This window comes from Paenibacillus sp. FSL K6-1318 (assembly GCF_037976905.1).
In the GTDB taxonomy this organism is placed as follows: Bacteria; Bacillota; Bacilli; order Paenibacillales; family Paenibacillaceae; genus Paenibacillus; species Paenibacillus amylolyticus_A.
This window is the reverse complement of sequence record NZ_CP150270.1, coordinates 6,151,915-6,176,836: the sequence shown is the minus strand read 5'-3', so window position 1 is coordinate 6,176,836 and position 24,922 is coordinate 6,151,915. Positions and strand designations below refer to the sequence as shown.

Below are 24,922 nucleotides of genomic sequence, written 5' to 3'. Positions count from 1 at the left end.
AATAATGCCTTACGGCATCATCAGCATCGAAGTTGAAATTCAGCCGAAATGTCCGTTGCTCACGTAGTTTTCCTACGCTCCGCTACTCCATTTCTAGCTTCATTCCATCTTCTTGGTACTGAAAACCAGACTTTTTGAACACGTACTTTTACTATCATGCTACATGATTCGAGCGAACCCGTCAAAATGGTTTTGGGCCTATTTATGCACGGCTGATCCTGACTTTGGTGCCGTTCTTTATTGAACTCCTCCCCCGTTAAAGGTATATTTAAATGAAACGCGTACGAAACTTTCCAAGAAAACAGTTTTTTTCAGGAAATGACTTCGTTATAAAGGAATTATAGCCGGAATTGCTGCAATTCCCGAAAGCTCCAATCAATTCATGAAAGGTTTGATACCTGTGGACAATCGTACAACCCCACCTAACTTTATCAAAAATATTATTACCGAAGATCTCCGGTCAGGGAAAGTCCAGGAAGTTATTACCCGTTTTCCTCCGGAACCGAACGGTTATCTGCATATCGGCCATGCCAAGGCGATCTGGATTAACTTTACGCTGGGCGGCGAATTTGGCGGCAAAACGAATCTGCGCTTTGATGACACGAACCCGGTCAAGGAAGATGTAGAGTACGTTCAATCCATCCAGGAAGACGTGAAATGGCTCGGATACGAGTGGAACGAGAAACGTTTTGCCTCGGATTATTTTGATGAGATGTACAAGCGTGCTGTCTTGTTGATTGAAAAAGGAAAAGCCTACATCGACGACCAAAGCGCCGACGAAATCCGTGAAATGCGCGGAACGCTGACGGAGCCGGGCAAGAACAGCCCGTACCGTGATCGTTCGGTGGAAGAGAATCTCGACCTGTTCACACGCATGCGTGCAGGCGAATTCAAGAACGGGGAGAAAGTGCTGCGCGCCAAAATCGATATGTCTGCACCGAATATCAACCTGCGCGATCCGGTTATTTACCGGATTTCACATGCACACCATCATAACACCGGCGACAAATGGTGTATCTATCCGATGTACGCCTTTGCTCACCCGCTTGAAGATGCAATTGAAGGTGTAACGCATTCCCTCTGCTCCCTGGAGTTCGAGGATCAACGCCCGTTCTATGATTGGGTTATTGCGGAATGTGAGATGGAGAGCCAACCACGTCAATACGAATTCGGCCGCCTGAACCTGTCCCAGATGGTGACAAGTAAGCGGAAACTGAAACTGCTCGTGGACGAAGGCCATGTGGATGGATGGGATGATCCACGTATGCCGACAATTTCGGGTCTGCGCCGCCGGGGATATACACCGGAAGCCATTCGTGATTTCGTATTTGAGACAGGCATTTCGAAGAGCCAAGGGGTTATCGACCTGCAAACGCTGGAGCACTTTGTACGTGAAGACTTGAAACTGAAAGCTCCGCGCACGATGGCTGTCCTGCACCCGCTCAAAGTGGTCATTACCAACTACCCTGAAGGGGAAGTGGAATGGCTTGAAGCAGAGAATAATGTGGAGAACCCAGAGATGGGCAATCGCCAAATTCCGTTCTCCCGTGAGATTTATATTGAACAAGACGATTTCATGGAAAATCCACCGAACAAATACTTCCGTTTGTTCCCTGGCAACGAAGTTCGTCTGAAACATGCATACTTCATCAAATGTAACGATGTAATCAAGGATGCAGAAGGTAATGTGACCGAGATTCATTGTACCTACGATGTAGAAACAAAGAGCGGCAGTGGCTTCACTGGCCGTAAAGTAAAAGGAACGATCCACTGGGTAGAAGCGACTCAAGCAGTACCTGCTGAATTCCGTCTGTATGAGCCTTTGATCTTGGATGAAGCACCGGAAGCAGAGGTGGAAGTGGCAGTAGCTGGGGCTGAATCTGAGGTTGTGGAAGAGCAACCGGAGAAAACGTTCCTGGATCAATTGAACCCGAACTCCCTTGAGATTGTTAACGGGTTTGTGGAACAAGAGATGAAAGAAGCGAATGCTCAGGATAAATTCCAATTCTTCCGTCACGGTTACTTTAGTGTAGATCCGAAACACTCCGAGCCAGGACGCCCAGTATTTAACCGGGTCGTATCCCTAAAAAGCTCATTCCAACTGCCGAAGGCATAAGGCCGCAGGAAAAAGTTAAGGTCTGTTCACCAGTGGTAAGCAGCCAAGTTAAAAGTTAAATGAAGGGCATCCTTCGTCATGATCATGACGAAGGATGCCCTTTTGTTTTTCTGGATCTAGCCAGGTCCAGTTTTAGACGTAGTAATACAATTTTGCATGAACATGAACATGAACATGAACATGAACATGAACATGAACATGAACATGAGCTGAAGCATACATGTGCGCATGTAGTAAAAATCTAACGAACCGAGGGCACGCTATTTAAGTGTATTTCGGCATTCCAGCAACGTAACGAGTCGTAGACACCTTATTTCCTCGCTTGGCCTGTCTTTTTGGGGTTTTTAACTTCTTTTATGCAAAATAAGGTGGCTGAGGTTCCTTAGCTTTAGCATATCGTGAAATTGCTGCAAATAAGGCGTCTAAGGTTCGTTAGAATTAAAAGCAGTGCTGTGTTGAGAGAAAAGGGATTATAAATGAAAGTGAGGAGAGTTATAAGAACCGAAAGCTCGGGATAAGTTATATTGCCTGTTGTAAAGTTAGTTTGAGATACAGGGAGGACTGGATCGGAGTACGAACTAGGAGCTACTAATGTATCTTGCCACTATTAAGTTTTAGTGGGTACAGTTCGGTCTGGAACTGTGCAAGGTGAGGGGCATTAAGTCGAGAGCGCCCCTTTCTCTGTTCTTCTTTACTACTATCCATAATCTTTTGTTTGCATGTTTGAACGTTAATTCACACGATAACGGAGAGGACAGAAATAACCTGAAGAAGCGGAGCGTTCGCCTAAAAGCTTTCTGAAAGAAAGCTACATCGGAAGCATACGCTTATCCCTGGATTTTACCCTTTGAAAAGGGAATCAAAAAATCCGGGGATAACAGCGATCGAAAGATTCTTCTGTCATCGTAGTGCTCTTGTGTAAATCAATCTTTCAATTTTTCTAACAAAAGACTATCTGTCCTCATCCATATTACCCATCTCCGTCAACACAACCGGCTGATAGCCGTTGCGGCGATTCGATAACCACATGATACCGAATCCAACAGCGCCGATGAGCGAGAAGAATACGCCGATGCTATACATGATCTCCGCACCGAAGCTCTGGAACAACCAGCCCCCAAACAGACCGGCAATCACCCCGGAGAGACCGCCCCAGGCCATCGTGTAGACCGCTTGACCGGAGGAACGATAAGGTCTTGGGATGAACAGCATGGTCAGCTGTGTGCCTACATAGAAGTACCCACCGAACGTAATGGAGTGCATCAGCTGAATGAATACAATCTCCATCGGATTGGTAGCTAGTGCCATGAGCTGCCAGCGCAGTGCAAACAGCAGGCTGATCAGGATGAGCGATGCCAGGAGCATGCTCATTTTGCGTTTGAGCAAGCGGTCGAGCAGCAGGAATACACCGACTTCGAGAATGGATGAGGTGAAGATGGCCCAGCCGACCATCTGTTTGTCGCCACCCATTTCTACAATATATAGCGACATAAATGTACTGTTCATCGCATTGGGCACCGAGACGAGTACACCCAGGCCGATAAATGTCATAAAATACGGATTGAACATGACTTTGCCAAACCGGCGGAAAGTAACCACGGGTGTATCCGAAGCGATGGGCTGTCTGGGCAGAAATACGGACAATACAAAGGCTGCGGCAATCATGCACGCAAATATAATGGATACACTGCCGATGCCAAAACGGTCAATGAGCGGTCCGGCAGCGACAGCAGTCAGCGCCCAACCGAGAGAACCCCAGAGCCGGAATGCCCCAAATTTCTGGCTTGTACCATCGATATATCCGAGAATCAGACTGTTCGTTTGGGCGAATAATGGACTTTGAAAAAAATAAAAGAATATCATGGCTACATAGATCCACGTATAACTGGGCGCATAGAACACACCCTGGGCGAGCACAAATGTGCCTCCCATCATAATCATCAGGATGATACGAATATTGCGAGATTTATCGCTCCAGAAGCCCCAGAACGGATTGGCGAACAAGGATACGAAGGGTCCAATCGCCATCAGACTGCCAATCTCCAGTTTGGTCATACCGATCTCCTGCAGGTAGAGCTGCAGGAATCCGGCGAAGATAGAAATGGCGCCATATATGAAAAAGTTATATAGTTTCAGAGAAACCAATGAGGGATTGCCTCTTGAAGGTACAGGTCTGTCCAATTAAGCCATTCCTTTCAAATGCATATTGTTCAATGTATCATTTGTTGAAAGGGGATTCAATCTATAGAAAATGTTGATCGATTGATATAACAAGCCTACATCGTTACCAGAAGGGAGCAATACATCATGAGCGTGAGGGAATGGACAGGCATCATATTGGCAGGAGGTTTATCCAGTCGCATGGGAACCAACAAGGCCATGCTGGAACTGAACGGTTCCGTTATACTGCAACATGTCACAAAAGCCATGAGACCCGCAGTATCCCGTATCATCGTGGCTGCTGGACCCAACGTGACAACCTACGGCGAAATGGGCTACGACTGCGTCCAGGATCACTATCCGGGGAAGGGACCGCTCGCGGGTCTTCACGCGGCCTTGGAGGCTTCCGGTACGGAATGGAATCTGGTCTGCGCCTGCGATATGCCGCTCCTGCAAACGTCCTTCTTTGATGGGATAAAAAAGCTGGCGGAGTCACATGATTCTTATTCTGCTATCGTTCCACGCGTGGATGGGCGTGTCCATCCGCTTGCAGGTGTGTATCACAGGCAAGTGCTCCCTGATCTGGAGCAGCGCCTGATGCAGGATCATCTTCGAGTCATGCGATGGCTTGAAGAGATCGGTTGCCGCTATGTCGAAGCCGAAGAGCTTGAGAGAGCGGGCGTTCATCAAGTTGCGATGCAATTGAGTAATATGAACACGCCAGAAGACTACGAACGTATCCGCAATCAAGATTCTGGACTCGATTCAGATCTGTAAGATACAGGATCGCCAGATGCATCTGCATGATGATTGCGATATTGAAGCGGGCTTTGGCCCGTCCAACGTTTGAATTGTCTGCTGAAATGAGACAGGTGGGTGTAACCGAGCTTCCACGCAATTTCACCAAGCGACAGCTCTGGCTGTTCAATCAGCACTTTGGCCTCCTGCAACTTCAAACTGGACAGGTAAGCCCTGGGCGATCGCCCATACACTTTGCGAAAAACCTGCAAACCATATCCCGGGCTTATGCCAAACGAGGAGATAATATGCTCTACTTTGACCGTGGATACACTGTCTTCCTTGGTTCGAAGCTGGGCATAGAAGGCCTGCTTGATCGCCTCGGCTATGGCTCCTGCATAATGCATGGCTGTAGGGGCTGGCGTGTGTGAAGCAGCAACGGAAGAAGTGGCCTCCGGTTGGTTATCAGCGGCTTGGGACAACAGGGCGAACAGTTCAAACATGCGTGCCTGCATGATCATTTTGTCGGTGGATGTATAGGCCTCAGATACGTTAATCATGCCCATCCAGCTCTCCAGCACAACGCGCATCTTCCTGTTATCTATCGTACCTGCTGCGTAGATTTGGCTATGCTGTGACATCAGCTTCAGAGTGAAGACCGGATCATCCACATTAAAATGAGCGCTAAAATAAGTCATGCCTTCCGTGGATACACATTGATTCGTATGCTTGAACCCGGGAGGAATGAGAAGAATGGAACCTTCCTCTACGGTATAGGTATAACCATGAATCACGCTTTCTTGTGTGCCTTCGATAATCAACATAATCTCAAAGCCCGGATGTGATTCCTCCGGCATCGCCCATCCATATGGAACTTGTTGGCTGTGCGCGCCATAGAATTTGATGTTACAGTCGATAATAGGCAGCCAGTGAGCCAGCGTATGGTGAGGCATTTCTCGGAGCTGTGATCGGATATCCATAACATTCACCTCGGAAAAGGGTAAAAACAACTCGCCTTGTACAATCGGCACCCTTAGTATACTTCATTATAATCAGTTTAACGCGAGCATGGATAATCCATGGCGCGTATCAGCGTTTGAAGGGGTTACTGAACAATCCAAGTTCTTTAACCGATAATAATGTAAACGCTACCATTGTGGATTGGAATATGTCAACTCGTGCACACGTCAGGATCATTATATTTTCCACCTAAAAAGGAGATTAAATCATGGACAAATTATTATATGGCGTAGCCTACTATGATGAATATATGCCTTACGAAAGATTGGACAAGGACATTCAGATGATGAAGGATGCAGGGATCAACGTGGTCCGCATTGCAGAATCAACCTGGAGTACCCATGAACCGCAAAATGGCGTATTTGACTTCTCTTCCGTGGATCGTGTGCTGGATGCCATGCATGAGGCAGGGATTCAGGTCATCGTAGGGACACCAACGTATGCTGTTCCTACATGGATGGTGAAGGAACATCCGGACGTGCTGGCTACCACCTCACAGGGACCTGGCAAATACGGCGCAAGACAGATCATGGATATTACACACCCAACCTATCTATTCTATGCCGAGCGGATCATCCGCAAGCTGATCTCTCGAGTGAGCACACATCCAGCAGTAATCGGTTATCAGACAGATAACGAGACGAAGCATTACAACACCGCAGGAGATAATGTACAACTGCAATTCGTCAAATACATGCGTAACAAATTCAGCTCCCTGGATGAGCTTAACAAGGAATTTGGCCTCGACTACTGGAGCAATCGGATCAATAGCTGGGAGGACTTCCCGTCTGTTGTAGGAACGATCAACGGCAGTCTGGGTGCTGAATTTGCCAAGTTCCAGCGCCAGCTGGTAACCCACTTTTTGGCTTGGCAAGTGGGAATCGTGAATGAATACAAACAGGAAGGACAGTTTGTTACCCAGAATTTCGACTTCGACTGGCGTGGATATTCGTACGGTATTCAAGGGGATGTGGACCATTTTGCCGCATCGAAACCTTTTGACATCACCAGTGTGGACATCTACCATCCTTCCCAGGATGATCTGACCGGCATTGAGATTTCATTCGGCGGGGATGTGGCGCGTTCCACCAAACAATCGAATTATCTTGTACTGGAGACCGAAGCGCAGGCGTTCTGGCATTGGGTTCCCTATCCGGGACAGCTGCGTTTGCAGGCATTCAGTCATCTGGCATCAGGAGCGAATATGGTTGCCTACTGGCACTGGCATTCGTTGCACAATTCGTTTGAGACGTACTGGAAAGGATTGCTCAGTCATGACTTTGAACCGAATCCGGTGTACAACGAAGCGAAGACGATTGGCAGGGATTTTGCCCGCCTCAGTCCAAAGCTTGTGAATCTGAAGAAAACGAATCGGGTGGCGGTGCTGTTCAGCAATGAGGCCCTGACATCAATTAAGTGGTTTGGTTTTAACTTCACAAGTGACAAGAACTACAATGACGTGGTGCGCTGGATGTACGATGAATTGTACAAGATGAACATTGGCTGTGACCTCATCGACCCATCGGTTGAGAGTTATGCGGAATATGATGTGCTCGTTGTACCTGCTCTGTATGCTGCTTCGGATGCATTGCTGGAAAAATTAAATCAATTCGTACAGGATGGCGGACATATCGTCTACTCGTTCAAAAGCGGATTTGCGAATGAGCATATCAAGGTACGCTCTACTCGCCAGCCCGGCCTGATCAGTGAGGCATGCGGGATCAGCTATAACCTTTTTGTAGAGCCAAAACATGTCTCGCTGCGCGATGATCCATTCGAGGTTGGTGAGGAGCAAAACCAGGTTCACACCTGGATGGAACTAATTACACCGACAACGGCTGAGGTACTCGCTTGGTATGATCATGCACATTGGGGTGAATATGCGGCAATTACCCAGAATGCCTATGGAAAAGGCAAAGCAACCTATGTCGGCTGTTATACCAGTTCTACGGTGATCCGTAAGGTATTGGAACGTGTCATGAAGGAAGCGGGCGTATGGGGAGCTGATCAGGAGCTGGCTTTTCCTATCATTGTGAAGACAGGTGTGAACGACCAAGGGAACACGATTCGCTACTATTTCAATTATGCAGATGAGGCCACATCCTTCGTGAATGCTTATGGGGAAGGAACTGAACTTCTGGCAGGAACCCCGATTGCTGCGGGAGAGAAGATCGAACTGGAGCCATGGGGCATACGGATTATTGAACAATAATAGGAAATAATAGAGTAGGCAATGGATGTTGAACTATAAATTTACAAAAAACGGAGATGACAGAAATAACCTAACGAAGCGAAGCGTGCGCCTTTATCCCCAGATTTTCCCTTTTCAAAAAGGGAATCAGAAAAAATCTGGGGATAACAGCGATCGAAGGTTGTTCTGCCATCGAAGTGTCCGTGTAAATAGTATTAGTTGTAACATTTCCAAACGAATATAAAGACCAAAGCGCCCTCGGCTTCCATGCTGGGGCGTTTGTCTATTTTAGCTCAGGAGTGGATGCGCTGTGTTTACCGAATGTTATCGGAAGCTGACAGATCCTTTCAAACGCAGCATTCGCAATAAATTAATTCTGACCATGACGCTATTGGCCGTGCTGCCCGTCATTGCCATGACCGCCATGGCAGCCGAGAATACCCGCTCTTCCATGGAAGAAGAGATTATGGAGACCAACCGAGCCAATATGAACTGGGCCTCCATCTATCTGGGTGAACAGTTCGCCCGTATGAACAATATTATCTATTCCATTCAGATCAGTGACGAATTGCATCAATATCTGGCGTTGAATCAGGAAGCGCCGGCAGCCAGTCGATTCGATGAGCAGAAGGCCGTTTTCAATATGCTCAACAGTGTATACTATTCCGCTGGCAATTATGTATTTGGCGTTGAGCTTTACCTGAAGGAATTGGACACCCTGTTCACCTTCAACTCCATGGATTCTCGCATCAAGGCGGTATCGGAAATACCGGAAGGATATCATGAACTTTTTGCACAACATAAAGATTTTACGATTATCAATGATCCGGACGATCCACAAAAGTTTCATATGACCCGCAGCATGAACCGCTTCGAGGATCAGGCACAGATTGGGGCTATCAGTCTGGAGGTCAAGTGGGCTGAGTTCAACCAGACCCTGGAGCTGCTGGATAGCCGGGGAGACTATGCGGTATACATTGCGGACAACACAGGAAGTCCGGTCTATCAGCCAAATCAAGAGATTCAGCCGTCTGCTGAAGCACTGGAGAAATTGGCAGGCACGAAAGACAGTTCGGGGTTTATCCGTACAGCCAAGGAATATGTATTCTTTCATTCCATTGAGCCGTCAGGACTACGTGTGATCAAGATTGTACCTGCCCATGTCATTAACGAAAGTGCCTTGGAAACGATGAAATATGGATTAGTTGTGGGTGGCCTGTCAACCGTCATCTCTGTGGGAATAGCTGGGTTCGTGGCCTGGCGTACATCGAAGCCCATTGTCAGACTGGCGAATTCCATGAAGGGTATCCAGCTGATCAAGGACAGGGAAGTGGTACGAAGCGGCCGGGTAGATGAGATTGGTCTGCTGGAGAAAAACTTGCACGGCATGGCTAGTCGTATTCGGGAACATATTCGGGACAACTACCTCATGAATCTGGAGAAGCAGACGGCTGAGCTCAAAGCACTGCAATCCCAGATCCATCCGCATTTCCTGCAAAACACGTTGCAGATGATTGGTGGCATGGTCTACTCGCAAAAACCGGCAGACAGTTACAACGTCATTCGTGCCTTGAGCGAGATGTTTCGTTATATTGTGCGAGCACCGGATGGACTTGTGCCCCTACAGTCTGAGCTGGACCAACTGGAGCATTATATGCTGATTCAGAAGCAGCGTTTTGGAGGCAGGCTCGAATATACCCTCGAGATTACCGGGGAACTTCGGGCGTGTTATATTCCCAAGTTGTCTCTGCAACCGATTGTGGAGAATGCATTTTTACATGGATTGGAGAAGAAGCAGGGCGAGTGGAAACTGGGCATTGAGGTCGTCTGTGAACCTACAGATGTAACCATTCGAATTCATGATAACGGCGTGGGTATGGATGCTGAGAAACTAGCGGAGATGCAGTCCAGACTGGAGCGGCTTACCTGGGAGGCAGATCGGGTGTGGAGTTCGGGTACAAGTATTGGGCTAGTTAATGCGGCCTCACGAATGGTGATGCATTTTGGACCTGAATACGGGATGAGCATGGAAAGTGAATACGGACAGGGGACGAGCGTTACAGTACGTATTCCCTGCAATACAGGAGGCGAAGCCTTGTGAATAAGGAGCTGTACAGAGTGCTGTTGGTGGATGACGAACCGTGGAACCGGGATATTTTACGCAACCTCGGGGATTGGGATGAACTCGGCATGACTGTTGCAGGTGAGGCAGAGGATGGCGAGCAGGCCATACAGCTGGTCAAGCAGCATCAGCCTCACATTATCATTACGGACATGCGCATGCCAGGCACAGACGGTGTGGAGCTGCTACAGACGCTGAGCGGACAATACCCACAGATCAGGGTGATCGTGGTGAGCGGATATGACGACTTCAATTATGCGAAACATGCGATCCGGCATCGGGCTGCTGATTATCTGCTCAAACCGGTGAATCCGGATGAACTGAATGGTGTATTGGCCAAATGTGCAAAAGAGTTGGAAAAGGTTGAATCAGCACCTGAATCATGGGAATCATACCCCTCTGCGTTCGCTGGTGATTTCTCTTTGTTTCAGCAGCAGGCTCGCTTGCGGTTTAATGACCTGAACGTTCAGAGTCTGAGGGAATGGTTCCTGCAATTGCAGCAGAAGCTGGAACGATGCGAGATTCATAGGCCCCGGCAACTTGGGCGTGTAGCCTATGAACTACAGGCGTTGTTGGATGAACTGTGCGTATCCAATGGCTTGTACGAGCGCCCAGTGGCAACGGCGCTACCTCCTTCGACAGCGCTGGCTTCCATCGAATCCACAATCGATTGGATATCTGCGCCGTACTACCAGGCTTTGGAGCAGCTGATTGCACAGCGTAAATTCAAGAACAAGCTGAACCTAGACGAGGTGAAGCAATACATTGAGCAACACTGCATGGAGATGATTACGCTGGAGCAGCTCGCCCAGATCTTTTTTGTCAGTAAGGAATATCTCAGCAAGGTATTCAAGAAAGAGTATGAGGTGAATGTGACCGACTATGTTGTCCAGTTACGTATGACGCGAGCGAAGGAATGGGTGATGGATGAACAGATTCCGTTCAAGCATATTGCCGAGATGGCGGGTTATGAGGATGTGTCCTACTTCTATCGGGTATTCAAGAAGCATTTCGGAGTTTCACCGGGGGAGATGCGGAAGGGACAACCTCGTATATCAAGCAGTAGCACGGAATGAGTCGTTCGAGAGAGCATTTGCGGCAGGATTAAGGTTTAAAATAATCCAATACACGAGTCTAATTTTGTCCAATGAAGCGCTTTCATTTTCTGATATATAATGAGCCTATGAAAGACAAACCAGTTACACACCGGGAGGTCATAAGAGATGAAAGTATGGAAAAGCGTAGCAAGTGCGGTACTGGCCAGTGTTCTGCTCGCAGGTTGCGGCTCCAATGCAGGAACGGACAATGGGCAGGAGGAATCGGCGTCAGGCAGCACGGTATCACTCAAAGTATTCGTTGCACAACCTCGGCTGAAAGAACATTACGATAAATATATAGAACAGTTCAAAGCCAAGGAGAAAGCAGAGAAAAACATTGAGGTGAACGTGCAACTGGAGATGCCGCCAGCGGACAATGCACCTCAGATTCTGAAGACACGACTCGCCTCCAATGATGCACCGGATGTGTTCGCTCTGCATGCGGTCAACGAGATTCCACCATTCAGCAAAGCTGGTTATCTGGAAGATCTGTCGGGCCAACCTTTTGTAGATAAGTTGCTGGATTCAGTCAAACCTTCCGTAACGGATGCGGAGGGCAAAGTCGTGGCTGTTCCATTGGAAACGTTATCTTGGGGCTATCTGTACAATAAAGATATTTTCGAAGAGCAGGGGCTTGAAATACCGACGACTTTAACGGAAATGAAAGCGGTCGTGGAGAAACTCAAAGCAGCCAACATCACACCGTTTGAACTGTCCTACAAAGAATCCTGGATTCCGCAATTATTCCTGCCACTCACTGTGGGTGCATTGACTCAGTCGGAGCACAAAGACTTTGTCGACAAGATGAATCAGGATCAGGGTTCCTTCTCGGATATGAAAGCATTGTTTGATATCTTCGATCTGGTCAATGCGAATGGAACGGATAAAGCACTGGAAGTGGGCGGAGATGATGGTTCAGCAGCCTTTGCTTCAGGAAGCGCCGCAATGTGGATTCAGGGACCATGGTTTGCCGAAACCATTCTGAAGTCCAACCCGGACTTGAACTTCGGTGTAGCACCAATGCCGATCAATGACAATCCGGATGATACCAAAATCAATCTGAGTACCTCTACTTCACTGGCAGTATCGTCATCTAGCAAGAACAAAGAAGTGGCACTCGATTTCGTGAACTACATTCTCGATGACAAGGATTCAAGTGCATTCTATGAAGCACTCAAGTTCAATCCGGTTGCCAAGATCCATGACTTCAAGAGCTTCCCATGGGTAGATGACGCCCAGAAATATGTGAGTGAAGGTAAAGCCTATCAGGACCCATCCATCCCTCAAGCGGTGAAAGACGAGTCAGGAAAAGCGTTGCAAGGCTACTACTCTGGGCAATTAAATCAACAACAGGTTATCGATGCGCTCGACAAGGCGTGGAAATCCTACAACAAAGTCAACAAGTAAGGAGCTGTGAGGAATAGAGTATCCGCTTTTGTTGGCAACTCTCAAGGGTTTGAGAGTGTTGTCAACAAATTAAGTGGTACTTTATTTCGTCCCAGTCTCCAAGCAGATGATACAGCAGGCAGAACGTTCTTCGTTCCCTCGTTTACGATCATCCGCTTCGAGTGAAAAGGGGGAGAACCAATGGCTACGAATGTGTTCAAGAAGTATCTGTCACTGCTCGCGTTCACTGCACCTGCCTTTGTCATCTATGCGATTTTCCTGCTGTACCCTACGTTTAGTGGCATGTTCTATAGCCTGACGGATTGGAACGGACTCAATCGGGATTACAGCTTTATCGGTCTGGGCAACTTCGTGGAATTGTTCAAAGAAGATCCCGACTTTCTGAACTCTCTGTGGTTCACGATGAAATATGTAATATTTATGCTGATTCTGCAAAATGGAATTGCCTTGCTGCTCGCCGTATTAATTGAGTCACGGACGCGCAGCAAAGGGCTCTTCCGGACCCTGTTCTTCATGCCTAACATGATTAGTACGATCATCAGTGCTTTCATGTGGACCTTCATCTTCTCTCAGGTGCTGCCACAGCTCGCAGAGAAACTGGCTTTTTCGTTCCTCGACCAGCAATGGCTGGGTGATCCGAAGTTTTCATTTTACTCCATTCTGATCGTATCGCTCTGGAACGGTGTGGGGTATATGATGATCATCTATCTGGCTGCTCTCCAGGGTGTGCCGAAAAGTCTCAAGGAAGCGGCTGTCATTGATGGGGCCAACGCATTCCAGGTGCTGCGCAATGTGGTGTTGCCGATGATTACTCATGCCGTGACCATCTGTTTCTTCCTGACGCTGAACGGAGCATTCAAAGTGTTCGAAGTGGTGTATGGACTGACTGGTGGTGGACCGGGCCGGGCCACGCAGGTGATCACGATGAATATCTATGAAGAAGCGTTCTCCAACAACTTCAGATACGGCTATGCCAGTGCCAAATCGGTTGTGTTGTTCATCATCGTACTCATCTTTACACTCATCCAGATCACCGTCATGAAGAAGAAAGAGGTGGAAGCATGAGGATGCAACGACTGAACAGCTATCTGATTCGACTGCTGCTGATTCTGGGCTCTCTCGTGGCCATGCTGCCGATCTACATGGCGGTGGTGAACTCTTTCAAAACACAAGGTGAGATGTTCCAATCCTTTATCGCGCTGCCAACAACGTTGCACTGGGAGAATTATTCGGACGCGTTTAACAAAATCAATCTGTTGGGCAGTTCGATGAACTCGGCAATTGTATCCTTTCTGGGGATCGGGGGAATTGTCTTCTGTGCCTCACTTGCGGGGTACAAGCTGTCACGTACCTCCGGCCGGTTGAGCAATCTGATCTTCTTCCTGTTTGTCGCATCCATGCTGGTGCCGTTCCACTCGATCATGATTCCGCTGACACGGGTTGCCAAAGGCATGGGTGTACAAGGAAGCACGTACGGATTGGCCCTGATCTATATCGGGCTTGGTGTGAACATGGCAATCTTCCTCTATCACGGGTTTGTGAAGTCCATTCCGCGTGAGTTGGAGGAGTCAGCCCAGATTGACGGATGTAATGAGTTCCAGACGTTCTTTCAGATTATTTTCCCGCTCTTGCTTCCGATCACAGTCACCATCGCGATTCTGGACTTCCTGTGGATCTGGAATGACTTCTTGTTGCCACTGCTCATGCTGACCGATGTGAATCGTTATACGCTGATTCTGTCCACGAACATGCTGTTTGGGGAATACAACAAGGAATGGCCGTTGATTCTGTCATCCCTGGTACTGACTGCGATTCCGGTTATCTTGATCTATGCTTTCTTCCAGAAGTTCATTATGGAAGGTATTGCGGAGGGTGCTGTAAAGGGGTAGAACATTCGAGGGAATCCCGTAACATCACCGGTAGCTATTCGCTTTTGGTATTCGAATACACTTACGAAAATTAAGCTAATAGCCTTGATCTGAAGGACATGGTCCTTTCAGGTCAAGGCTATTAGCGTTATGAACTCAGGAACCAACATTCGAAGTCAGGAGCCAGAATCCATGAGCCTGTGGACAGCCTCTGCCAAGCATTGTAGTCCACGCTCCATCTCATCAGGTGAAGCATACGCGTATGAGAGGCGAATGTGACTCGCATCCAGCCGGTCATACAGATAGCCCGGGTGGATAAGTACATTTTGCTCCAGACAGGTATGGAACAATTGGCGGATAGAGAGCGGAGAGACAGTGAATTGCAGCCAGATGTAAAACCCGCCAGCGGGTATTTCCCACTCCGCAATGTCATGAAAGTGCTGTTGTAACAGATCCAGCATGAAGTCTCTTCGTTTGCGAAGTTCAGGGCGAAGGCGATCCATGTGTCCTGCGTGATGTCCTTCGGCGAACCATAGGGCAGCAGCTTCTTGGGCGAGCGAACTGGTACCATAATCGGTCTGCATCTTGATATCTGCAAGTCGGCGTATAACCGGTTCTGGCCCAACCAGCCATCCGAGGCGCAGACCGGGACTGACTGCCTTTGACAGGGTGCCCATATGCAGCACCCGTCCTTCCTGATCACGCACCTTCAGCGATGACGGAGGAGGATTATCCAGCCACAGATCACTGTAGGCAGCATCCTCCAGTATGGAGGTGCCTAATGTCCGAGCGGTGCTCATCAGTTCTTCCCGGCGGTGATCACTCATGACAGAGCCAGTGGGATTGTGAAAGCTCGGGATCGTATAGAGAAGCGAGATGTGATCCTGATCTTTTACATGCTGTGCCGCGTCCTCCAGACGTGCAATATGCAATCCTTCGTCATCCATCGGGATGCCACTCATTTTCAACCCTACCGATTGAAAGGCGTGAATCGAATAGAGATACGATGGTTTTTCCAGCAGAACCGCTGATCCGCGAGGGAGCAGTCCGACCGAAATCAAGTGCAGTGCCTGAAGAGAGCCGGATACGATCAGTATGGAATCTGGAGAGGCCTGAATGCCAGTCGTCTGCAAATGGACGGATAAAGCCTCACGAAGCTCCATGCTTCCTTGAGGTTCCAGGTAGTTGAGCGTACGAGAACGATGGGACAGGGCATACAGAATGTCGTTAAAAGCATCCTGAGGCATCAGCTCCGGGGCAAGCTCCCCTGTACCAAGACGTATGATGCCAGGCCGGAATTCAGCCTGATTAATCTGCTGGATCTCGGGCAGGTTGGGATAATACCAGCCCTCCTCGATGGCTTCGTTCCAGTTGGGCATGGCTCCGTGGGCCATGCCATGCCAACCAGAGCCGGAGATAAATGTTCCCCCGCCATGTCTGCCCTCAATCAGACCCGCGGCAGCCAGGTTATCCAGGGCAGTGACCAATGTACTGCGGTTCACCCCCATGGACTCAGCCCATATTCGCTGTGAGGGGAGACGGTAGCCTGCTGACCATTCGCCCGTTGTGATTTTCTGCCGAACATAGGCTTCAATCTGGCGATACAAGGGCAAGTCGAGAGAAGGATTCGGCTTCCACCCCATGTTTAGCCGAGAATCAGAACGTTCCATAACTGGCAGAATCACCTCCGTTTGTCTTTGTAACGAACACTATATCATTTGGTTGGGTCTGATGCCATCCAAGTGGTTGGTTACGTCAGGGATGATCTCCCCTAATATGGAATACAGAGATGAGGGGGAAGAATGATGGAGGTTGTTATTCACGCAGTGGTTCTGGCGTTTGGCCTGATCTTGCCACTGGGTGTGCAGAATGTATTTATTTTTAACCAAGGCATGAGACAAAGGCGTTATATTGATGCCCTACCTGCTGTAATAACGGCAGGGGTCAGTGATACGTTGTTGATCGGGGCAGCCGTCGGAGGGGTGTCGCTCATTTTGCTGCAATGGCCAGTTCTGGCGAATGTGTTGTATGCAGTGGGAAGCCTGTTTCTGCTCTATATGGCATGGAGTATTTGGAGGTCGTCCGAATCCGTGGAAGGTTCGCAGACGGTAATGTCAGCAGGGCGACAGATTGCGTTCGCCGCATCGGTATCTTTACTCAATCCCCATGCTCTGCTGGACACGGTTGCCGTGATTGGCACCAGTTCACTTCAGTATGAAGGGGTGGAGCGCACGTATTTTGCCCTGACAGCCGCAGCTGTATCGTGGATATGGTTCATGGGACTTGCAGGTGCGGGCAGGTTAATTGGCAGAACGGATCGTACTGGACGCATTAGTCTGGTGTTTAATCGGTTGTCCGCTGTGGTCATGGTCGGGCTGGCATGTATGATGCTGTGGAAGCTCATTTATTCCTAGAAGGACCGTGATATGGCTCATCTCAAAATAAAAAAACTCCCCGTGACGTAATCGCGCGGGGAGTTCAATATGAGTGCTGAATTTGGTGATCAGCATAGCTTGCTGATCTGGTTATTGAGTTGGGAACATGTAGTGCTCGATATTGTATCGGTATTGCATCACTTATATATGGTTGGTCATTTGAGTTAAGGTCATCGTAATCGGATCTATTCTGCCTTCAGCAGCATGGATTCAATAAACACTTTCAGATCACGGCTTACGCTGTTCAACTGATCAATAACCTCGCTGAACTCGGTTACCATTACAGCCTGTTGGTTGCTCGACTGTGAGATCGATGTGATTTCCTGCTCCATCTGTTGGATGGAATGCTGGACATCCTTTAAGGAACGTTCGATATTCACCGTAGCTTCTTTGGTACCTGTAGAAAGTTTACGCACTTCGGATGCAACGACGCTGAACCCTGCGCCTGCTTCACCCGCTCGTGCTGCTTCGATGGCCGCATTCAGGCCGAGCAGATTGGTTTGTTCTGAGATTTCGCGAATGAATGCGGCGACCTTGTTCACCTCGCCTGAGTTCTGCACAGCCATGCGCGTATTGTCCAAAATCTGCGTGGAGGAGGCCGTCAATTGCTCAGATTGAGCAGCTACCGTCTGTACCATATCGGTCAGTCTGCCGCTGATTCCGCCGATCAGCTCGGTGAAGTGCTCCAGTTTTTCCTCATTCTGAAGGGAGAAGCCGATGGCAAGTGCGCCCGCGATATTTCCTTGCTCATCCCGAAGTGGAGTAGCTGCCGAAACAATGGATGTACCATAGAATTTGGCATCAATGCGATTGGCTGAAGTCTCGCCATGTATCAGGGCTCGGCGGAGTGTAGGGTCATCAGGCGAGATGATATCTCCTGCTTTGATGCCCAGATCAAGCTCGTTGCTCGGAACATAATACCAGAACTTCTCGGTATCGGTTACTGCAATCATGATATCGTGTTCTTTCAGCATAATTTTAAAATACGGGCTTGCTGCAACGAGTGCTTCAACAATGTTCAATATGGTCATCTCCTATGTGTGCATATCATCTAGATGTATTGTATATACATCGTCAGAATTATGAGAATCTTGAAGACCCAACAAGGGCATAACGTATATTACTTTCATTTTTAACAAATGAAACAGCAGAATTGATAATTTTCAGAAAAATATGAAAAAATAACGAAAAAGCAGACGAGAACATGGTGTTCTTGTCTGCTTTTGGTATTCACCTATTCCTTGTGACGCGCTCCACTTCACGTTATGAATGCTGATTTACGTAAGGGTTCATCGCGCCAGTATTACCTCATCCGTTGTGTGCAGGGATGATCCTGACAGTACAGACATATATCCGTACCCAGAAATACGCTGTTGAGTTATATTGCGTGCTGTTGCTATCCGCCAATCTGGGACATGCGCCGTACCGTCGGCGTGTGGGATTGCATTTTTTGTTCCAGAGCCAGAGCCATCTCATGGTTCTTTGGTTTCGTACCCAGCGCTTTGAGGAAAAGCCCAGCCATGGCATTAGGATCATCCACGAAGCGGCGAACATTATACTCATCCGACCAGTACAGGCAGGCTTTGATATGTCCGTCAGCGGTCAGCCGAAGTCGATTGCAATTGTCACAGAAGTGATCGCTCACGGGATGAATCAATCCGAAAGTGCCTTCGGAGCCTACAATTTTCATATTGCGTGAGGGGCCATTCCCCGCAGGACCTGTTGTATTCTCAACCGCCCAGCCCGCTTCAGCACATACATCTGTCACGGCTTCCAGCGGCAAATAAGATTTGCGCCATGAATCCGAAGCCTGTCCAATCGGCATATATTCAATGAAACGCACATGAAGAGGTTGATCTATCGTCATTGCAATAAAATCCTTGATCTCATCATCATTGATACCCTTCATCAGCACAACATTCAGTTTGATCGGAGCAAGGCCAGCGGCAGTTGCAGCTTCAATACCTCTCAGAACTTTGTTCACATCTCCGCCGCGGGTAATCATGGAGAAGCGATCAGCACGCAGGGAATCCAGACTGATGTTAATCCGGTTCAACCCAGCATCTTTCAACGCCTGAGCTTGTTTGTCCAGCAGAAGAGCGTTGGTAGTCAGGGCAATATCGTCAATCCCGTCAATTGCCGAGATCATGCTGACGAGCTTGTGAAGATCCTTGCGTACCAACGGTTCACCCCCGGTGAGTCGGACTTTGCGCATGCCCATCGGGGCAAGTACCTTCAGCACCTGTGCTATTTCTTCGTAGCTCATAATCTCATCATGTGGAGCAAACTCCATACCCTCTGCAGGCATGCAGTACACACAGCGTAAATTACAGCGGTCCGTAACAGAAATACGGATGTAGTCATGTATCCGGCCAAATGAATCCTGAAGCAGTTCCATGCAGACCACCCTTTCATCGGTTCAGATTGGAAATCTTCTATTATAAATGATACGACAATTTCAAAAGGAACAGTTGCATCAAATTTTAGCTATTTCTCCAATCCGCGTCAACGATGACGTCAGATGACAGCATTTTTGGCAGGGTGATTCAGATGGAATTGTCCCACGAGTTGTTGCAGGAAGACCGTAATGGCTTCTACGTTATGCGAAGAATGCTGAACCTGCAACATATCACGGATCAGCTCCATCATCTCTGCTTCTACCTCAGCGGAAGTCGCCCGATTTTGATGGCTGATTGCAGCAATATTCTCCATCAGCATGACCACCTGATCCACGACTTGCGTGCGCTCAGGTTCTTCAGCGGTAGCATTTTGCAGAAGTTGCGAAGCGGCCTGAACCAGTGTCGTTCCTTCAGCCAGCACCTGATCTCCCTCTGTGATTAATTGGGACGCTGCTCCTGCTGCAGTTGAGATTCGGTCCAGAATCTGATGGATATTTTCAGTGGAAGAGCGGGATAAGTCGGCCAGCTTACGGATTTCACCCGCCACGACCGAGAACCCTTGGCCATGTTCGCCCACGCGTGCAGCTTCAATGGTAGCATTCAGAGCGAGCAGGTTGGTCTGAGCTGAAATTTCATCAATGACAGCCAGTGCACGGTAAATCTCTTTCATCGTGTCCATGAAGGACAGGATGGTACGGTTGGTATCGGACACCGCTCCTGAGATTTGGGTCATTTTGTCGCCGATTCGTTCCACTTCCTGCTGAGCCACGCTGATCTGTTCGGTAGCAGAGGTCTCCAGTTGTTGCAATGTTATGCGCATGTGATCGGCAGCGATCTTGGCCTGATCGAGATCTTCCAGTTGGGTGCGAATGGCCTGAATCATCGAACCAAGCTTGTAGTTCACACGCTCAGTCGTACCCTGGGTTGTCTCTGTAGAGGTTCGCATCTGGTACTGGTTGTCCATAACGTCTACCGTGGCAAGTTGTACCTTCAGCATAATGCCTTCCAGAGAATCAATCATGTTATTGATCCACTTCGCCAGTTCACCTGATTCGTCTTGGGCAAAATCAGACGTGTTCAGGCGCTGAGTCAGATCACCTTTGCCTTCAGCGTTGATTCGAATAAATCGGCTGATGCGGCGCAAGTCATCATGAACCCGTCGATAGTGGCTGCGATGCAGCTGCAATGCAGTGAAGAATCCAAACAGCACATTAAAAGCCGCCATTGCTGCCGCACTCCATCCACTGCCAGTAAGGGCATAGACAAGGGCCGCTCCTGCAACGCCTGACAAGAGCGTGAAGAGACTGTGCTGCTTGAACTGACGCCAGCCGATGCTCCGTATCCGGTATACTTCCTCCAGATCCCCCTCACACATCATGCCCCAACGATCAGGACAGTGTGGCAACTGAAAGGTGATGCCTTTGCCAATGACAGAGATATGGCGGTAATCCGAGTAGCCGGGAAAGGCAACGAACAGATTAGAGCCATTCTGAATGGTGTTCGCTACTCCGGGGTGTAGCTGGCCGGTCGATGGATCGGTGAATATGAGCTCCAGCTCAGTATGCTCCTTAACGGAAACGATACCCCATTCGGTGGTGACACCATCTTTCAAATTTTCCCCATGTGTAAAAGTACGGTCCTCGAAGCGGCTTCGGGACAATGCGGTGCCGGGCTGCAGATGGGGCCGTAATTTCGACTCAGCCATAAAGAGATAGTTGTCACCGGAATCGGGATAGATATGGCCTGATTCACGTTGAATCAGGTCACCCAGGACATCCCCGGGAACACGGCTGCATAATGAACCAACATATCGACCTTCCTGTAGAATGGGGTTGATAAACAGCAAGGTGACATCATCGTGAAAAGCGGACGAGCGTGGTCCAATATCCAACGTCAGTGGATCGGAATAAGGGCCATACAAACACTTTTTCCCATGAATATCTGCGCGGGAGTAATTCAATCCTGGTCCAATCAAAGCTTCGTAATCTGCATAGATCTGTCCAATATGTTTCTTATATGTAGAGAATACCACCTGATTCTGTTCGTTCAGCATAAATAGCTCCGTACTATCAACGGCTCGAATATAACTGGATTGAAACCATGTTTCTAGTTTACTTATATGAGATGAACCTGGCAGTACATCTTGTGGTCGGACGGACTGTATTTGATGAAGCAAGCGATCCAGGTGATTCCATTGTTCATCTGCCCAGTCCATCATGAGCTGCCGTCTCGTTTCGGCAATCCCCTCAAAAATCTGTTCCACATCTTCCTTTATATGTGCGTTCAACCGATACGATCGCCACAGCGGCAATCCTTTTCTCCATCCCAGCCAATCAAACATCATGACCACCCCGATTTCTGGATTAGAAAGCTTTGTTCTACTGATCTTTGGATAGACCTATTTATGTGGTTTTCAAAGCGATATAGGACAGAGGATTCCAGCCTATCTATTCAATCTTTATACAAGAAAACGAACAAGAATACGAGGGCATATGTCATATTTTCCGAATATTTATTCAATAAATACAAATGATCGTGCGTTTGTTGTTAGGTGAGCTTAATGTTAGATATATATCAATATAACTCACATGTATGTCTCTGAGAATCCATCTCATTTTACATTATGTAACATGAACAGGCCCATACTCAAAACAAACTGTATAATGTAATCCTCGCTCAAAGCGATATAGTATTATCTAACAAGCAAAACCTGTTACGTTCGTGTATATAAACCTCCCATTCAGCCTTGGTGTGCAATGAAAACAACTTCCCACAAAGGAGAATGCCCATGTCCTCCATATCCTCAGCTACAGTCCCCGAAGCCTGCCATATTGATGTTGATCATGTGTCCGTTGCCTTTGGCACAGGGTCACAACAAGTCACTGCCTTGTCGGATGTTACATTCCAGATCCAGTCTAATGAGTTTGTCTCTCTGCTGGGCCCTTCCGGCTGTGGCAAGTCGACCTTGCTCCGGCTGGTAGGTGATCTGCTTCAGCCCACCTCAGGCACCGTTCGTATTGCAGGCCAAGAGCCTGAGCGTGCTCGGCTACAGCGGCAGTTCGGCATCGTCTTCCAGACACCCGCCTTGTTCGATTGGCGCACCGTGCGTCACAATGTGGAATTGCCCTTGGAGCTACTCGGTACCCGCCGGAAGGAGTGCAGACGCATTAGCGGGGAACTGCTTGAAATGGTAGGGCTAACCCGCTTCGCCAACCATTATCCATGGCAGCTCAGTGGAGGGATGCAGCAACGGGTATCCATTGCACGTGCCCTTGCGCTGGATCCGCCATTGCTGCCCATGGATGAACCCTTTTCGGCTCTAGACGAATTCACCAAAGAAAAGCTTCAATTGGAGCTGCTTGAGATCAAGCGCTCGACAGGCAAGACCTTCCTCTTTGTCACACATAGCATCCCCGAAGCTGTATTTCTGTCCGACCGAATCATTGTGCTCTCGGCGCATCCGGGACAGGTGCATTCCATTCATTCCGTCAACCTGCCTTCCGAACGTCATAGTGAACTGAGAGAAACGGAAGCTTTCTACCACATGATTACGACCATCCGCAATTGCTTCTACGAGGAGCGTGATGAATCTCATGTCCCTGCGATTCTTTAAACCGGGTTATCGTTCCTGGGTTGTCATCTGGATTATAGCGGTATTGGTACTGTGGGAAGCAGCCGCCTGGATGCTCCAATTGTTCCTGTCACCTCAACAGGCGGCATCCCGCCTTCCTTATCTGCACGATGTCCTTGGAGCGCTCTTTCGGTACTCGGGTACGCTGGCAGAGCAGGGGGCTGTCACGTTTGGCAATGCAGCCATTGGTTTTGCGGGGGGAACGATGCTGGGTCTGGGTCTGGCTCTACTCATGAGCGGTGCCGTCTGGCTGGAGCGCACGTTATCGCCATATGTAGTGTCTTCACAGATGGTTCCGGTCATTGGTCTCGCACCAATTGTGTACGGCATTATTCACAATGCAGAGTGGGCCCGAATTGTTATGGCCGCTTATGTCACCTTCTTCCCGATCATCATCCATACGTTGAAAGGATTGAAAAGTGCAGCACCAGAGCATCTGGAGCTTATGCGTTCCTGTGGAGCTTCACTGACTGCGCGTTATATCAAATGTCTACTGCCTTCAGCACTACCGGGACTATTTTCCGGTATGAAAATAGCTGCTCCGCTGGCGGTGACTTCTTCCATCGTTGTGGAATTGATGGGGGCCCCCGATGGACTCGGCGTCCTGATGGTCAGTTCGTTATATTACGGTCATGCCCAAGTTGGCATGTTCTGGGCCACCATCATGCTTAGCATTGGCATTGGCCTGATCTCATATCTGGTCATCAGCCTGGCTGAACGTTGGCTGACCCCCTGGCAGCCTGAATTCAGGGCCAAAGGAGGCCGTGCCACATGAGTGACGGTAGAGTGTTGAGCCGGAAAAGTGATGAAGGTGTGACGATTGCTGCTGTAACTGGTACAGCTACGACCCTCACGGGTTCACAGATGGCAGCTGCTCCCGGATCGGAAATCCATGGACAACGGGGACAAGCCGGAAAGGCCAAACCGGGCACCGGCTTTCGCGGGCGCTCGATTGCACTGAGCATGCTTCCTTGGGGGGCGGGTGTGGTGTTTCTCGCCCTCTGGCAGCTCAGGTTGTTTCATTGGATATTCTCGCTGGAAAGCTACCAACTCCCTGTGCCTTCCGCGATTGCGGCATCCATTCAGGAAAATGCCAATATGCTCTTTCGATACGCGATGTACAGCGGGACCGAAATGCTGGGTGGTTTCTTGCTCGGCTCCCTGTTGGGTGCTCTGGCGGCAGCGGGCGCATCATTCTTCCCAACAAGCGGCAGGGCGGCAGTTACGGTTTTGTCGGCACTGAACGCCGTTCCGATTGTGGCCCTTGCCCCGATTATGAACAATTGGTTCGGTGACGGGATCTGGTCCCGTATTGCTGTCGTCACGGTGATTACGATGGCAGCGATGGCTGTCAGCCTGTTCAAAGGGCTGACTTCCATTCAGCCGCAATACAGTGATCTGCTGAGTGGCCTTGCCGCGAGCAGGATGCAGTTTTTTTGGAAGCTGAGACTGCCTCATGCCCTGCCTTCCCTCTTCGCCGGTCTGAAGATCAACATGTCGACCAGTATTATTGGGGCCATTGTGGGTGAATTTTTCATCGCCTCCCAGGGGCTGGGGTACTTGCTCTCGGATCAGATTCGATTGGCGAACATGCCCTTGGCCTGGTCCTGTATTGTCATCGCCGCTGCGCTCGGTATTGTGTTGTATGAAGCAGTTGTCTTGGCAGAAAAGCGACTCATTCCGTGGAATCGTGCACGTACAGATCAATAACGTACATCCGGGTATCAACCATCCATAG

General features: G+C 48.9%; 18 protein-coding genes. 12 read left to right on the top strand and 6 right to left on the bottom strand.

The window, feature by feature from the left end:
• Positions 1–382: 382 nt before the first annotated feature.
• Entirely contained in the window at positions 383–2,116 is a 1,734-nt protein-coding gene (locus NYE45_RS27730) for a glutamine--tRNA ligase/YqeY domain fusion protein (protein WP_340014756.1), read from the top strand.
• Between the two features lie 951 nt (positions 2,117–3,067).
• Here NYE45_RS27730 and NYE45_RS27725 read toward each other — a convergent pair.
• Positions 3,068–4,261: an MFS transporter gene (locus NYE45_RS27725; protein WP_340014755.1), complete on the bottom strand. Its 1,194-nt coding sequence runs from the start codon at positions 4,259–4,261 to the stop codon at positions 3,068–3,070.
• 162 nt (positions 4,262–4,423) lie between these two features.
• Between NYE45_RS27725 and NYE45_RS27720 the strand changes: the two genes are divergently transcribed.
• Complete coding sequence (locus tag NYE45_RS27720; protein WP_340014754.1) at positions 4,424–5,053, top strand: molybdenum cofactor guanylyltransferase; 630 nt, start codon at positions 4,424–4,426, stop codon at positions 5,051–5,053.
• Here the strand turns inward: NYE45_RS27720 and NYE45_RS27715 are convergent.
• Positions 5,023–5,967: an AraC family transcriptional regulator gene (locus tag NYE45_RS27715; RefSeq protein WP_340014753.1), complete on the bottom strand. Its 945-nt coding sequence runs from the start codon at positions 5,965–5,967 to the stop codon at positions 5,023–5,025. The genes NYE45_RS27720 and NYE45_RS27715 overlap by 31 nt on opposite strands.
• Before the next feature lie 275 nt (positions 5,968–6,242).
• On the opposite strand from NYE45_RS27715, the gene NYE45_RS27710 reads away from it, so the two are divergent.
• The 6 genes from NYE45_RS27710 (at position 6,243) to NYE45_RS27685 (ending at position 14,740) form a co-directional block, all read left to right on the top strand.
• On the top strand, positions 6,243–8,246 hold the full coding sequence (locus tag NYE45_RS27710; RefSeq protein ID WP_340014752.1) for a beta-galactosidase: 2,004 nt from the start codon (positions 6,243–6,245) through the stop codon (positions 8,244–8,246).
• A 289-nt stretch (positions 8,247–8,535) separates the two neighbouring features.
• Positions 8,536–10,326: a sensor histidine kinase gene (locus NYE45_RS27705; RefSeq protein WP_340014751.1), complete on the top strand. Its 1,791-nt coding sequence runs from the start codon at positions 8,536–8,538 to the stop codon at positions 10,324–10,326.
• Positions 10,323–11,423, top strand: a complete 1,101-nt coding sequence (locus NYE45_RS27700; RefSeq protein ID WP_340014750.1) for a response regulator — start codon at positions 10,323–10,325, stop codon at positions 11,421–11,423. Before NYE45_RS27705 ends, NYE45_RS27700 begins: the two co-directional genes overlap by 4 nt.
• Before the next feature lie 147 nt (positions 11,424–11,570).
• The gene (locus NYE45_RS27695) at positions 11,571–12,851 is read left to right on the top strand and encodes an extracellular solute-binding protein (protein ID WP_340014749.1); all 1,281 of its coding nucleotides are present in this window, start codon (positions 11,571–11,573) and stop codon (positions 12,849–12,851) included.
• A 180-nt stretch (positions 12,852–13,031) separates the two neighbouring features.
• Entirely contained in the window at positions 13,032–13,916 is an 885-nt protein-coding gene (locus NYE45_RS27690) for a sugar ABC transporter permease (RefSeq protein WP_017691891.1), read from the top strand.
• Complete coding sequence (locus tag NYE45_RS27685; protein WP_062836914.1) at positions 13,913–14,740, top strand: carbohydrate ABC transporter permease; 828 nt, start codon at positions 13,913–13,915, stop codon at positions 14,738–14,740. Before NYE45_RS27690 ends, NYE45_RS27685 begins: the two co-directional genes overlap by 4 nt.
• A gap of 155 nt (positions 14,741–14,895) precedes the next feature.
• Here the strand turns inward: NYE45_RS27685 and NYE45_RS27680 are convergent, their stop codons facing one another.
• Positions 14,896–16,389 carry a PLP-dependent aminotransferase family protein gene (locus NYE45_RS27680; protein WP_340014748.1) on the bottom strand — a complete coding sequence of 498 codons (1,494 nt, stop codon included), beginning with the start codon at positions 16,387–16,389 and terminating at the stop codon, positions 14,896–14,898.
• 132 nt (positions 16,390–16,521) lie between these two features.
• Here NYE45_RS27680 and NYE45_RS27675 point away from each other — a divergent pair, with 132 nt between their 5' ends.
• The gene (locus NYE45_RS27675) at positions 16,522–17,133 is read left to right on the top strand and encodes a LysE/ArgO family amino acid transporter (protein WP_340014747.1); all 612 of its coding nucleotides are present in this window, start codon (positions 16,522–16,524) and stop codon (positions 17,131–17,133) included.
• A 206-nt stretch (positions 17,134–17,339) separates the two neighbouring features.
• Here NYE45_RS27675 and NYE45_RS27670 read toward each other — a convergent pair whose 3' ends face one another.
• From NYE45_RS27670 to NYE45_RS27660, 3 genes are all read right to left on the bottom strand, one after another.
• A complete protein-coding gene (locus tag NYE45_RS27670) occupies positions 17,340–18,185 on the bottom strand; it encodes a methyl-accepting chemotaxis protein (RefSeq protein WP_340014746.1) in 846 nt (281 codons plus the stop codon).
• A 365-nt stretch (positions 18,186–18,550) separates the two neighbouring features.
• Positions 18,551–19,552 carry a GTP 3',8-cyclase MoaA gene (gene moaA, locus NYE45_RS27665; RefSeq protein ID WP_340014745.1) on the bottom strand — a complete coding sequence of 334 codons (1,002 nt, stop codon included), beginning with the start codon at positions 19,550–19,552 and terminating at the stop codon, positions 18,551–18,553.
• 119 nt (positions 19,553–19,671) lie between these two features.
• Entirely contained in the window at positions 19,672–21,840 is a 2,169-nt protein-coding gene (locus tag NYE45_RS27660; protein ID WP_340014744.1) for a HAMP domain-containing methyl-accepting chemotaxis protein, read from the bottom strand.
• 501 nt (positions 21,841–22,341) lie between these two features.
• Between NYE45_RS27660 and NYE45_RS27655 the strand changes: the two genes are divergently transcribed.
• The 3 genes from NYE45_RS27655 to NYE45_RS27645 are packed head-to-tail and all read left to right on the top strand — an operon-like array spanning position 22,342 to position 24,894.
• The gene (locus NYE45_RS27655; RefSeq protein WP_340014742.1) at positions 22,342–23,166 is read left to right on the top strand and encodes an ABC transporter ATP-binding protein; all 825 of its coding nucleotides are present in this window, start codon (positions 22,342–22,344) and stop codon (positions 23,164–23,166) included.
• Entirely contained in the window at positions 23,147–23,959 is an 813-nt protein-coding gene (locus tag NYE45_RS27650) for an ABC transporter permease subunit (RefSeq protein ID WP_340014740.1), read from the top strand. Before NYE45_RS27655 ends, NYE45_RS27650 begins: the two co-directional genes overlap by 20 nt.
• Positions 23,956–24,894 carry an ABC transporter permease gene (locus NYE45_RS27645; protein ID WP_340014739.1) on the top strand — a complete coding sequence of 313 codons (939 nt, stop codon included), beginning with the start codon at positions 23,956–23,958 and terminating at the stop codon, positions 24,892–24,894. Before NYE45_RS27650 ends, NYE45_RS27645 begins: the two co-directional genes overlap by 4 nt.
• Positions 24,895–24,922 lie beyond the last annotated feature (28 nt).